The 12,775-nt window shown below is 70.9% G+C and carries 9 protein-coding genes; 3 read left to right on the forward strand and 6 right to left on the reverse strand.

The window, feature by feature from the left end; translation table 11 throughout:
* Nucleotides 1-339: 339 nt before the first annotated feature.
* The 6 genes from O1G21_RS15300 to O1G21_RS15325 form a co-directional block, all read right to left on the reverse strand.
* A complete protein-coding gene (locus tag O1G21_RS15300; protein WP_270144202.1) occupies nt 340-1,860 on the reverse strand; it encodes a sensor histidine kinase in 1,521 nt (506 codons plus the stop codon).
* An 821-nt stretch (nt 1,861-2,681) separates the two neighbouring features.
* Nucleotides 2,682-3,740, reverse strand: a complete 1,059-nt coding sequence (locus O1G21_RS15305) for an SIS domain-containing protein (protein WP_270144204.1) — start codon at nt 3,738-3,740, stop codon at nt 2,682-2,684.
* Between the two features lie 751 nt (nt 3,741-4,491).
* Nucleotides 4,492-6,045, reverse strand: coding sequence for a glycoside hydrolase family 3 protein (locus O1G21_RS15310; protein ID WP_270144206.1), 1,554 nt, complete (start codon nt 6,043-6,045; stop codon nt 4,492-4,494).
* A 6-nt stretch (nt 6,046-6,051) separates the two neighbouring features.
* A complete protein-coding gene (locus O1G21_RS15315) occupies nt 6,052-6,879 on the reverse strand; it encodes a carbohydrate ABC transporter permease (RefSeq protein WP_270144208.1) in 828 nt (275 codons plus the stop codon).
* Nucleotides 6,876-7,904: a carbohydrate ABC transporter permease gene (locus O1G21_RS15320; protein ID WP_405000648.1), complete on the reverse strand. Its 1,029-nt coding sequence runs from the start codon at nt 7,902-7,904 to the stop codon at nt 6,876-6,878. The genes O1G21_RS15315 and O1G21_RS15320 overlap by 4 nt, the downstream gene beginning before the upstream one ends.
* A 90-nt stretch (nt 7,905-7,994) precedes the next feature.
* Nucleotides 7,995-9,278, reverse strand: coding sequence for an extracellular solute-binding protein (locus O1G21_RS15325; RefSeq protein ID WP_270144212.1), 1,284 nt, complete (start codon nt 9,276-9,278; stop codon nt 7,995-7,997).
* Between the two features lie 336 nt (nt 9,279-9,614).
* Between O1G21_RS15325 and O1G21_RS15330 the strand changes: the two genes are divergently transcribed.
* From O1G21_RS15330 to mctP, 3 genes are all read left to right on the forward strand, one after another.
* Entirely contained in the window at nt 9,615-10,406 is a 792-nt protein-coding gene (locus O1G21_RS15330; RefSeq protein WP_270144213.1) for a GntR family transcriptional regulator, read from the forward strand.
* A gap of 450 nt (nt 10,407-10,856) precedes the next feature.
* Nucleotides 10,857-11,120: a DUF3311 domain-containing protein gene (locus O1G21_RS15335; protein ID WP_270144215.1), complete on the forward strand. Its 264-nt coding sequence runs from the start codon at nt 10,857-10,859 to the stop codon at nt 11,118-11,120.
* Nucleotides 11,117-12,727, forward strand: coding sequence for a monocarboxylate uptake permease MctP (mctP, locus tag O1G21_RS15340; RefSeq protein ID WP_270144217.1), 1,611 nt, complete (start codon nt 11,117-11,119; stop codon nt 12,725-12,727). The genes O1G21_RS15335 and mctP overlap by 4 nt, the downstream gene beginning before the upstream one ends.
* The last annotated feature ends 48 nt before the right edge of the window (nt 12,728-12,775 follow it).

Here is a 12,775-nt window from a genome sequence, read left to right on the forward strand (position 1 = left end):
CGAGGTCCCGCGACACCGGACCGTCCAGCCACTTGATACTGTTCACTTAGAGCAATACTGTGGAGCTGTGGCGCTCACCGTGTGCAACGCACATGCGAGGTGTCGCACCACCCAGAGCCCCCGTTCCGGCCGACTCCCCCCGACGGCCGGAACGGGTTGAGAGGCCCTGTCGACCCACCCCCCCCGGTCGACAGGGCCTCGTTTCTGTTTCCGCGCCCCCGATTCCGTGTTGCGCGGCCCGGGTTCCGCGCCCGAGTTCCGGGTACCGCGCCCCGGGCGCACGGAGCGGGCACCCGGCGCATCCGCCGAGCGCGCGCCCCCACCGCGCGCCGCAACGCATCAACGCACCGGGATCTCCAGGATCACCTTGGTCCCGCCGTTCGGGCCGGCCACCATGTCGAAGGTCCCGCCCAGCTCACCGGTGGCCAGCGTCCGGACGATCTGCAGCCCGAGGTTGCCGGCCGTCTTCGGGTCGAAGCCCTCGGGCATGCCCCGGCCGTCGTCCTGCACGGTGATCAGCAGGTACTCCTCCGGCCGGGCGCCGCCGTTCCAGCTGTCCGACCAGCCCTTGCCGGTCGCCGGGGCCCGTCCGCGCAGCGCGCTCACCTCCAGGTTCCCGGAGGCCGTCGGGCCGAAGGCGTGTTCCAGGGCGTTCTGCAGCAGCTCGGTCAGCACCATCGACAGCGGGGTGGCCACCTCGGCGGAGAGGATGCCGAAGCTGCCGCTGCGGCGGGTCGCCACCCGGCCGTCCTGGGACAGTTCCATCACCATCGCCAGCACCCGGTCGGCGATCTCGTCGAAGGCCACCTGCTCGTCCAGCGCCTGGGAGAGCGTCTCGTGCACGATCGCGATCGAGCCGACCCGGCGCACCGCCTCGTCCAGCGCGGCCCGGCCGGACTCGGACTCCATCCGGCGGGACTGCAGCCGCAGCAGCGCGGCGACGGTCTGCAGGTTGTTCTTCACCCGGTGGTGGATCTCCCGGATGGTGGCGTCCTTGGTCATCAGCTCGCGGTCGCGCCGGCGCAGCTCGGTGACGTCCCGGCAGAGCACCAGCGAACCGGTCAGGGTCCCCTTGGGTTTGAGCGGGATCGCGCGCAGGGTCACCACTCCCCCCTGCGCCTCCACCTCGGTCTGCCGGGGCGCCCAGCCGCTGGCCAGCTTCACCAGCGCCTCGTGGACGGCCGAGCGGGAGGGCGGGGCGAGGTCGGCGGTGGCCCGGCCGAGGTGGCTGCCGACCAGGTCGGAGGTGAGGCCGAGCCGGTGGTAGGCGGAGAGGGCGTTGGGGCTGGCGTAGGTGACGATGCCGTCCGCGTCCAGGCGGATCAGGCCGTCGCCGACCCGGGGGGCGGCGTCCATGTCGGCCTGCTCCACGCCGGGGTACGGGAAACTGCCGGCCGCGATCATCTGGGCCAGGTCGGAGGCGCTCTGCAGGTAGGTGAGTTCCAGCCGGCTGGGGGTGCGCACGGTCAGCAGGTTGGTGTTGCGGGCGATCACCCCGAGCACCTTGCCCTCGCGCCGGACCGGGATCGACTCGACCCGGACCGGCACCTCCTCGCGCCACTCCGGGTCGCCCTCGCGCACGATCCGGCCCTCGTCGAAGGCGGCGTCCAGCAGCGGGCGGCGCCCGCGCGGGACGAGGTGGCCGACCATGTCGTCCTGGTAGGAGGTGGGGCCGGTGTTGGGCCGCATCTGCGCCACCGAGACGTAGCGGATGCCGTCCCAGGTGGGGATCCACAGCACCAGGTCGGCGAAGGAGAGGTCGGAGAGCAGCTGCCACTCCGAGACCAGCATGTGGAGCCATTCCACGTCGGCCCCGGTCAGGGTGGTGTGGCGGCGGACGAGTTCGTTCAACGAGGGCACATGGCGAGGGTAGCGCCGTCGGCCGGGGGGCGGGCTCGGCGGACCGTGCGGTGCCGGCGGCCGGCCGCCCGGAGTTGTTTAGACCAATTTACGGGGAGACCTGGACAACCCAGATTGGTCTAGTCCACAATGGAAGGGCACCAAGGAGCGGCCCACCGCGCAACTGCCCTGACCGCGCGCGGCTTCTCCTCGGTCGGACGCCGCCGAACGAAGACCCCGCACAGTCCTCGATCGACACCGGTGCCCGACGACAGCTCCGGGCTGCGGTGCCGCACGGGTTGAGGGTCCCGTGTCGGCGCCGTGGCCCGTAGTGTTTTCCGGCCTGCGTTCGCGACCTCCCCGAACCACGCTCCGCCGCTCAGAGAACCGGCCCTCCGTCCACAGGCGGGGGACGGAGGGCCGGCTCCCCACCCCGAGCGCCCCGGAGGCGCGCGGGCGAGTCCCCGCCCCGAGCCGAAGGGGCGCGCCGGTGCCGAAAGGGAGGAGCGAGGAGGCCCGAGGAACGAGGGCATCGGAGCGACGACCGTCGGAGCCGGGCCCGAGTGCCCCGGAGGCGAGCGGGCGAATCCCCGCCCCGAGCCGAAGGGGCGCGCCGGTGCCGAAAGGGAGGAGCGACAAGCGAGGAACGAGCGCCGGAGCGACGACCGTCGGCGCCGGGCCCGAGCGCCCCGGAGGCGCGCGGGCGAATCCCCGCCCCGAGCCGAAGGGGCGCGCCGGTGCCGAAAGGGAGGAGCGAGGAGGCCCGAGGAACGAGGGCATCGGAGCGACGACCGTCGGCGCCGGGCCCGAGCGCCCCGGAGGCGAGCGGGCGAATAGCCGCCTCAGCGGGTCTCGGTGACCTTGGCCAGGGCGCGCGGGGCGTCCGGGTCCTGGCCGCGGGCGATGGTGACCTCGTAGGCCAGCTGCTGCAGCGGCAGGATCTCCAGGATCGGCTGGACCTCCTCCGGCACGCCGGCCGGCAGTGCGAAGCCCGCCGAGGCGGCGTCCACCTGGGCCCGCTGGCCGATCACCACCAGGTCCGCGCCGCGGCCGCGCAGCCGGTCCAGCACCGGCTGGAGGGCCTCGCCGCCCTTGCCGTCCGGGACGACCGCGATCACCGGCGAGACGTTGTCCACCATGGCCAGCGGGCCGTGCAGCAGGTCGGCGCCGGAGAACGGGGTGGCCGGGATGTAGGTGGTCTCCATCAGCTTGAGCGCCGCCTCCCGGGCGGTCGGGTAGCCGTAGCCGCGCGAGGTGATCACCAGGCGCTGGGCGAAGCGGTAGCGCTCGGCCAGTGCCTTCACCTCGGCCTGGCGGGCCAGCACGCCGGCGGCGAGGTCCGGCAGCTCCTCGGCGGCCGAGCCGTCCCCGCCGCGCAGTCCCTCGACCAGCAGGTAGAGCGCCAGCAGTTCGGCGGTGTAGGTCTTGGTGGCCGGCAGCGCCTTCTCCGGTCCGGCCAGCACGTCGATGTGGAACTCGGAGACCTCGGCGAGCGGGGAGCCGGGGTTGTTGGTGACGGCGAGGGTGATCGCGCCGGCCTCGCGGGCGGCCTTGGTGGAGGCCACCAGGTCCGGGGAGCCGCCGGACTGGCTGACGGTGATCGCCAGGACGTCGGTGAGGTCCGGCTTGGCGCCGTACGCGGTGGTGGTGGACATCGAGGTCAGCCCGGCCGGCTTGCCGAGCAGGATCTCGATCAGGTACTTGGCGTAGAGCGCCGCGTTGTCGGACGTGCCGCGCGCGGTCAGCAGGACGAAGCGGGGGCTGCGGGCGGCGATCCCGGCCGCGATCTCGCGGATCTTCGGCGCACCCTCCTCGAGGATGCGCCGCAGGACGGCCGGCTGCTCGGCCATCTCCGCCGCCATGATCCGGCCGGGGACGGAAACGGTGTGCGGGTCGGACATCTGGATGCCTCCGATGAGATGGGTCGACCCCGGCCGGGCGGATCGCCCGACGGGGACCTCTACGGCGGCGAGTCCGCACACTCGCTGCGGTTCTTCGCGGGCAATCCTACGAGCGCGCTCCCCGTCCGGCACCCCCGAACCGCCGCCTCCCGGAAGGCGGGAGGCGGTCAGCGGGCCGGTCAGGACGGGTTGTTGATCAGTTGGTCGATCGCCGCGTCGGCCTCCCTGGTGGCCTGGTCCACCGACTCGCCCTTGAGGATCGCGGTCAGCATGTCCGGGATGATCTTCGGAGCCGCCGATGAAGGTCGGCAGCGGCTTGCCGTCACCGGAGGGTGATCCGGACGAGGAGCGGGCCGTCAGTCCGACCGCCAGGGCCGTGATTCCGAACACGGACACGAACTGACGCTTCGTCGCGTCATTCTCCGAGGTGCTGGAGCCGAGGGCGGTGCTCGGGAGGGATTGGAGTGGACTTTGGCCTAGGCCACTGTAGCTGTCAACGCCCAACTCCCCTTCCTGCCAGGGCCGTTGCCGTTCCGTTGCACCGCGCCGGGATTCCGTGGCGATCGGTCGCCGCCCCGTCACCCCACGTCGTACTTAAGCGGGATCTAAGGCCCGCTTGAGGGAGCACGGTCACCCGCCGGAAGCACGGGTCGGCGCCCGGAGAACGGAACGGGCCCGCCATGCGACATGCGCATGCCGGGCCCGTCGGCCGACGCCTCCCGGATCCGGCCGGTGACGTCTCCCGTGCGGTTCAGCCGATCGCTCCCGGCTGCCCGGTGAGCACCTCCACGGCCGCCAGCCCGCAGACCCGGGCGGCGCCGTGGGTGGCGATGTGCAGCGCGCCGACCGGCTCGGACTGGGGCAGCCCCATCTCCACCACGGCGGCGTCCGGCCGGGCCGCCACCAGGCGGCTCAGCGCGGCGGCCATCCACGCGTGCCGGTGCGCGTCCCGGACCACCAGCACCAGCCGGCGGCCCTCCGCGCCGGCCACCAGCTCCGCGACCAGGGCGTCCAGCAGCTCCGGCGCGGCCTCGGCGGCCGACACCTCGCGGGTGCGGGTGCCCGGGAAGCGGTCGGCCAGCATCCCGGCCACCCCCCACGGGGTCACGTCGCCGACGGCGATGTTCGGCTCGTCCGAGAACGAGGCCACGTACGGGCGTTCGCTCACCGGCAGCACCTCGCGGCCCGGCGCCCGGACCACCTTCAGCGCCCGCCGGGCGGCCCGCAGGCCCACCGCGAGGTCCGGCTCGGGCTGTTCGCCCTGGGCCGCGATCCGGCCCCAGCTGCCCAGCGCCCGGACCCGGTCGGCGGCGTCCGCCAGCCGCTCCTCGCCGAGCCCGCCCGAGCGCACGCCCGCCACGATGGCGTCGCGCAGCATCAGCACGGTCTCCTCGTCGGCCAGCCCGCCGCCGACGCAGATCGCGTCCGCGCCGGCCGCCAACGCGAGCACGGTGCCCTCGCCCATGCCGAAGGTGTCGGCGATGGCGCCCATCTCGATCGCGTCGCTGACGATCAGGCCCTGGTAGCCGAGGCCGCCGTCGGCCGGGGCGGCACGCAGCAGGTCGCGCAGCACGGTCGGGCTCAGGGTGGCCGGCAGCTTCGGGTCCAGCGCCGGGACCATGATGTGGGCGGTCATCACGGCCTTGGTACCGGCCGCGATCGCGGCCCGGAACGGCACCAGGTCGCGGGCGCGCAGCACGTCCAGGTCGACGTCGATGACCGGCAGGCCGTGGTGGGAGTCCACCGCGGTGTCGCCGTGGCCGGGGAAGTGCTTGGAGCAGGCGGCCACGCCGGCCGACTGCAGGCCCTCCACCCAGGCGGCGGTGTGCCGGGCGCACAGCTCCGGGTCGGCGCCGAAGGAGCGGACGCCGATGACCGGGTTGCGCGGGTTGGAGTTGACGTCCGCGGTGGGCGCCCAGTTGTAGTTGACGCCGGCCGCGGCCAGCGCCCGGCCCAGCTCGCGGGCGACGTCCCGGGTCAGGGCCGGGTCGTCGATCGCGCCGAGGGCGAGGTTGCCGGGCCAGGAGGAGCCGGAGCCGGCCTCCAGCCGGGTGACGTCGCCGCTCTCCTCGTCGATCGCGATCAGCAGGTCGGGGTTCTCCGCGCGCAGCGCCCGGGTGAGCGCGGAGAGCTGGTCGAGGTCGACCACGTTGCGGTCGAACAGCGCGACCGAGCCGAGCCCGGCGGCCAGGTGGCGGCGCAGCCAGGCCGGCGGCTCGGTGCCGACGAAGCCGGGCTGCAGGACGGTCAGGGCGTCCCGGTGCAGCTGGTCGCTGGCCGGGGCGGTGGGTACGAGGATGCTCACGGTGGCTCAGCCCTTCACGGCGCCGTCGGTCAGACCGCCGACCGCCTTGCGCTGCAGGAAGACGAACAGGATCAGCACGGGGATGGCGAACATCGTGGAGGCCGCCATGGTCGCGCCCCAGTCGTTGCCGAAGGCCGTCTTGAAGGAGGACAGCCACAGCGGCAGGGTCTTGCCCTGCTCCTTGTTCACGATCAGCACGAGCGGGAACTCGTTCCACGCGGTGATGAAGCCGAACAGCGAGGTCGACATCAGGCCGGGGGCCAGCAGCGGGAAGATCACCTTCACGAAGGCCTGGGTGCGGGTGCAGCCGTCCACCATGGCCGACTCCTCCAGCTCCTTCGGCACCGCGGCGATGAAGCCGCGCAGCGTCCAGATGGTGAAGGGCAGGACCATCATCATGTAGAAGAGGGTCAGCGGCAGCAGGCTGTTCAGCATGTCGTTGTCGCGGGAGATCATGTAGACCGCGATGGTCATGACCTCCCAGGGCGCCATCTGCGCCATCATGATGACCAGCACGAAGGTCTTGCGGCCGCGGAACCTCATCCGGGCGATCGCGAAGGCCGCCAGGGTCGCGATCACCAGTGAGATCACCACCGCGCCGACGGTGACGGTGGCGCTGTTGGTGACGTACGTCCAGAAGTCCGGCGCGTTCACCGCGGTGCTGAAGTGGTCGAAGGTCGCGTCGAAGGGGATGAAGACCGGCGTCTTGCTGATGATGTCGCGGTCCTGCTTGAACGCGGTCGCGATCATCCAGTAGACGGGGAAGGCGAAGAAGACGATGAGGACGACCGCGATCACGTTCGGCCAGGTGCGTCCGAAGAGAGAGCGCCTCACAGCTCGTCCTCCTGCTTGATCATGATGCGGAAGTAGTAGGCCATCAGCGCGCCCAGCATCAGGATGGTGAGCACCGCGATCGCGGCGCCGACGCCGTAGTGCTGGCCGCCCGAGCCCTCCAGGAAGGCGTGCACGGGCAGGGTGCGGGTCAGCTTCTCGGGGCCGCCGCCGTTGATCGCGTAGACCTGGGTGAAGGACTTGAACACCCAGATGACCTCGAGGAAGGTCGTGGCCAGGAAGAACGGCTTCAGGTTGGGGAAGATCACCGAACCGAAGATCTTGAGGGAGCCGGCGCCGTCCATCCGGGCGGCCTCGTAGAGCTCCTTCGGGATGGTGGTGAGGCCGGCGTACATGTTGAACGCCACGAACGGGATCGACATCCAGACGACCAGCAGGATGACGACGAAGAAGGTCGAGTACTCGTCGCTCATCCAGTTGTAGTCGGCCATCGAGTGCCAACCCAGCTGGTCCAGGAACCAGTTGACGACGCCCCACTGCTCGTCGAACAGCCAGGTGTAGACGGTGGTCGCGGCGACCACCGGCATGGCCCAGGCCATCAGCAGCGCGATCGACAGCGCCAGCCGCATCCTCTTGCCGAGGTGGTTGAGCAGCAGGCCGATCAGGGTGCCGCCGACCATGATCAGCACCACGTTGACCAGGGTGAAGACGACGGTGCGCCCGGTGACCGCCCAGAAGTCCGGATCGGTCAGCTGCTCCTTGTAGTTGTCGAAGCCGGTCCACTCGGTCAGATGCATGACGAGCTGGCGCCGGTTGAGGTTCTGGAACGACAGCAGGACGGTCTTCAGCAGCGGCCAGCCCAGCAGGGCGAGGGTCGCCACGGTGGCCGGCAGCAGCAGCAGGTAGGGGGCGAGGCGGGAGCCGATGCCCGGTCCCCCCGCGGATCTGGTGCGCTTCGGCGCGGCGCCCTCGGCCCCGCCGCCGGCGGCACTGGTGTCAATCTCGGCCACAACGGCCTCCCCCGACTCCGGGGACCGTGTCTGCACCCGCTCCGAATGCACAGCCATCGTTCTCACTTCCTCACAACCCGGCCACGACGGATGGCGCCGCCCACCGGCCCCCCGCCGGGGACCGGTGAGCGACGCCGCTCACAGTGCTCAGTTCTTCTCGTTGAGCCGCTTGGCGATCTCGTCGTCGTACTTCTTCGCGGTGGCCGCGTAGTCGCCGCCCTGGAGCGCGGCGGTCAGGAAGTCCTTGATCGGGTTCGGCTTGTTCTCGACGCTGGCCCAGTTCGGGGTGTTCGGGGTGATCCCGCCGACCGCGGTGGCGGCCTGGGCGGCCTGCGCGAAGTCACCGGTGAGCTGGCTGTTCAGGGCCGGCCTGTTCGGGATGTTGCCGGCCGCGGCGACCAGGCCCTCGTTCTTGTCGTTGAGGGCGATCTTCAGGAAGTCCTTCGCCATGTCGGTGTTCTTGCTCTGCGCGGCGATCGCGAGGTTCGAGCCACCGATGAAGACGCCGGAGGGCTTGTCGGCGGTCTTGCCCGGGAGCGGGAAGAAGCCGATCTTGTCCTTGGGCATGTCCTTCGGGTCCGGGAGCTCCCAGCCGAGGGCGATCATGGTGCCGACGTTGCCCTTGGCGAAGACGTCCTTCTGCTGCGGGGTGGCCTCGTCCTTGTCCTTCGGACCGGTGACCGAGTAGCTCTGCAGTTTCTTGTAGGTCTCGAAGGCCTTCTGGGCCTCGGGGGACTCCAGGCCGCCGACCCACTTGTCGCCGTCCTTCTTGGCGATCTTGCCGCCCTCGCCGGTGAGCAGGCCGAAGTAGGTGTACCACTCCTGGCCCGGCAGGTAGATCGGGTCGGCGACGCCCTCGGTGGCCTTCAGCTTGTCCAGGTCGCCGTAGAACTCGTCCAGGGTCTTCGGCGCGGCGGTCAGGCCGGCCTTGGCCCAGAGGTCCTTGTTGTACGCGACCACGCGGTTGGAGACCCACCACGGGGCGGCGTACTGCTTGCCGTCCAGCATCGCGGCCTCGTTCTGGTTGGCGGCCCAAGCGTCGCCACCCAGCGCGGACTTGTCCTTGGTGAGGTCCAGCAGACCGCCCGTGGCGGCGTAGCCGGCGGTCTGGGTGTTGCCCAGCTCCAGCACGTCGACCGAACCCTCGGACAGCGCGGCGGTGACCTTCGGGCCGATGTCGGTCCACTCCTGGGTCTGGAAGTCGACCTTCGAACCCGGGTAGGTGGTCTCGAACTCGGTCTTGACCGCGTCGGTCCAGCCCTTGGGGGCCGAGCCGGTCATGGTCCACACCTTGAGCGTCTTGCCCTTGTACCGGTCGGCGGCCGTGGAGGACGACTTGGAGTCGCCGTCCTTCTTGCCGTCCGAGCCACAAGCCGCGAGACCGACGACCATTGCCGCGACGCCGACCGCCGCGATGAGCTGACGCTTCACGCCATCCTCCTGAGGGATGCCTGGGTTACCCCCGTCGGGCGGCAGCGGCAGATCCACGCAAAGCGGGAGAACGGGTGCCGCGAACCCCTTCGAACGGGTGGGGGATTCATCGTTGCCGGCCTAGTGGTGTAGACCAGATGCCTGGAGCTTGGCCTAGACCAATGGGCCTGTCAACGGCTGCTCGACCGATCTCGACCACCCGTTATCAAGCCGACACCGCACATCGTTCATCGCGTGATGAGGTATTCGTTCCGTAGCCATACATGCAACGATGTGGTCCGTTAACGATGTGGCGGGGCGGCAGAAGGCCCCGCGAGAAGCGGGAGAACAGGTCCGATGAGCAGCGACGGGGGAACCACCGCCCAGGCCGACGACCCCGAGGTGAAGAACCTCCCGGCACCGGCCGACGCCGACCCGACCGCGCGCGTCCCCAAGTACTACGGCCTCAAGCGCCACCTCCTCCAGCTCACCGAGACCCAGCCCGCGGGCACCCCGGTCCCGCCCGAGCGCGCGCTGGCCGCCCAGTTCGACACCTCGCGCACCACCGTCCGCCAGGCCCTGCAGGAACTGGTGGTCGAGGGCCGGCTGGAGCGCATCCAGGGCAAGGGCACCTTCGTGGCCAAGCCCAAGGTCGCCCAGGCGCTGCAACTCACCTCCTACACCGAGGACATGCGCGCCCAGGGCCTGGAGCCCACCTCCCGGCTGATCGAGATCGGCTACATCACCGCCGACGACCGGCTCGCCCCGCTGCTGGACATCAAGCCCGGCGGCCGGGTGCTGCGGATCGAGCGGCTGCGCCTGGCCAACGGCGACCCGATGGCCATCGAGGTCGCCCACCTGTCCGCGAAGCGCTTCCCCGCCCTGCGGCGCAACCTCGCCAAGCACAACTCGCTGTACGCGGCGCTGCGCGAGGTCTACGGGGTCACCGTGGCCGAGGCCGAGGAGACCATCGAGACCACCCTCGCCAACCCGCGCGAGGCCGGGCTGCTCGGCTCCGACCTCGGCCTGCCGATGCTCCAGCTCTCCCGGCACTCCTTCGACGGCGAGGGCAACCCGGTGGAGTGGGTCCGCTCGATCTACCGCGGTGACCGCTACAAGTTCATCACCCGGCTGAAGCGTCCGGAGTAACCGCACGCCCCCGCTCCACCACGGGCACCGGCGCACGCGACCCGCGCGCCGGTGCCCGTTCCGCTCTGAGGCGGCCTGGAGGGAGCGGGCGAGTGACCCGCCCCGAGCCGAAGGGCCGCGCCGGTGCCGAAAGGGAGAAGCGAGGGAGCGACGCAGGAGCGAGGGAGCGCCGACCGTCGGCACCGGGTCAGAGCAGCCCGGAGGCGAGCGGGCGAGTAGCAGCGCGGGCGAGTAGCAGCGTCCGGATGGCGGGAAGTTGCGCCATATCGGGTGACATGGATCACTCCATGCTCTAGATTGCGCAGCCATACTGACTGCCGATCACCGATGGTGCTGCTCGGCGGGCTCGCGGGGGGTGCACGGTGCCTCCGGGGGCTGCGGCGCCGACGGGGAGAACCCTCCGGAGTTGAGCCGAAGATGCCCTCTGATCAAGACCCCGACCAAGCTGTCATGCCCGAGCCAGCCGGGGAGCCCGTCCCGGCGGTGACCCCCGAACGGGTGCTGGCCGCACTCGCCCTGCTCGTGCCGATCGTCGCGATGCTCTGGGTCTCCTCGTACGACAAGCCCGACCCGGCGGTGGCCGGGATGCCCTTCTTCTACTGGTACCAGCTGCTCTGGGTGCCGGTGTCGGCCGTCTTCACGGTCGCCGCCTACCTGTTGATCAACCGGGACGAGAAGGCCCGCAAGGCGGCCCGGACGGGCGGTGCGCGATGAAGGACGTCAATGTGACGGCCCTCGCGGTCTTCGTGCTGTTCTTCCTGCTGGTCACCGTGATGGGCTTCCTCGCCTCCCGCTGGCGCCGCGCGGACGACGCGGCCCACCTGGACGAGTGGGGCCTGGGCGGGCGCAGCTTCGGGACCTGGGTGACCTGGTTCCTGCTCGGCGGCGACCTGTACACCGCGTACACCTTCGTGGCCGTCCCGGCGGCGGTGTACGCGACCGGTGCGGCGGGCTTCTTCGCGGTGCCGTACACGATCATCGCCTACCCGCTGGTCTTCCTCTTCCTGCCCCGGCTCTGGTCGGTCTCCCGGGTGCACGGCTACGTGACCCCGGCGGACTTCGTCCGCGGCCGTTACGGCTCCCGGCCGCTGTCCCTGGTCGTCGCGCTGACCGGGATCCTGGCCACCATGCCGTACATCGCCCTGCAACTGGTCGGCATCCAGGCGGTGCTGGACGTGCTCGGCGTGGGCGGCGGGGAGAACGCCAACTGGTTCGTCAAGGACCTGCCGCTGTTCCTCGCCTTCGGCGTGCTGGCCGCCTACACCTACTCCTCGGGCCTGCGCGCCCCGGCGCTGATCGCCTTCGTCAAGGACGCCCTGGTCTACATCGTGATCATCGTCGCGGTGATCTACATCCCGATCCGGCTCGGCGGCTACGGGCACATCTTCGGCGCGGCCGCGGACCACTTCAAGCAGACCAAGGCCGGGGCGATGACCGTCCCGGTCAACAAGCAGTGGACGTACGCGACGCTGGGCCTGGGCTCGGCGATGGCGCTGTTCATGTACCCGCACTCGGTGACCGGCGTGCTGGCCTCCAAGTCCCGCAACACCGTGCGCCGCAACATGGCGATCATGCCCGCGTACTCGCTGATGCTCGGCCTGCTGGCGCTGCTCGGCTTCATGGCGATCGCGGCGGGCGTCGGCAGCGGGGTCAAGGGCTACAACTCCCAGCTGTCGGTGCCGCAGCTGTTCGCGAGCATGTTCCCGGACTGGTTCACCGGCGTGGCCTTCGCCGCGATCGGGATCGGCGCGCTGGTGCCGGCCGCCATCATGTCCATCGCGGCGGCCAACCTGTTCACCCGCAACGTCTACAAGGAGTGGCTCAAGCCCGCCGCCACCCCGGCCGACGAGACCCGGGTCGCCAAGCTGGTCTCGCTGCTGGTCAAGGTCGGCGCGCTGGTCTTCGTGCTCGGCATGGACAAGCAGGCCGCGATCAACCTCCAGCTGCTCGGCGGCCTGTGGATCCTGCAGACCTTCGTGGCGATCGTCGGCGGCCTGTTCACCCGCTGGTTCCACCACTGGGCGCTGTTCGCCGGCTGGGCGGCCGGCATGGTCTACGGCACCTGGCTGGCCTACGGGCTGGCCAGCCCGGCGACCAAGCACTTCGGCGGCAACGCGGCCAAGATCCCCGGCATCGGCGAGCTGGGCTACATCGGCCTGACCGCCTTCGTGCTCAACCTGGTCGTCGCCGTGGTGCTCACCCTGGTGCTGCGGGCGGTCAAGGCGCCGGTGGGGGTCGACGAGACCAAGCCCTCCGACTACAGCGCCGAGGCCGGCGACGACGAGCTGGAGAACGCGCCGGAGCCCGTAGCGGCGCACTGATTTGGCACTGCACGCGCCCTGTGACCGTGCCGCCTTCTCCGTGAACAC

This window comes from Kitasatospora cathayae (assembly GCF_027627435.1).
Taxonomy (GTDB): Bacteria; Actinomycetota; Actinomycetes; order Streptomycetales; family Streptomycetaceae; genus Kitasatospora; species Kitasatospora cathayae.

What these genes read in the sequence shown, in the direction of transcription:
- O1G21_RS15305 (WP_270144204.1), bottom strand. Translation starts at nt 3,740, where the DNA reads ATGTCCGACCCGCACACCGTTTCCGTCCCCGGCCGGATCATGGCGGCG.
- O1G21_RS15320 (WP_405000648.1), bottom strand. Translation starts at nt 7,904, where the DNA reads ATGGCTGTGCATTCGGAGCGGGTGCAGACACGGTCCCCGGAGTCGGGG.
- O1G21_RS15330 (WP_270144213.1), top strand. Translation starts at nt 9,615, where the DNA reads ATGAGCAGCGACGGGGGAACCACCGCCCAGGCCGACGACCCCGAGGTG.
- O1G21_RS15335 (WP_270144215.1), top strand. Translation starts at nt 10,857, where the DNA reads ATGCCCGAGCCAGCCGGGGAGCCCGTCCCGGCGGTGACCCCCGAACGG.
- mctP (WP_270144217.1), top strand. Translation starts at nt 11,117, where the DNA reads ATGAAGGACGTCAATGTGACGGCCCTCGCGGTCTTCGTGCTGTTCTTC.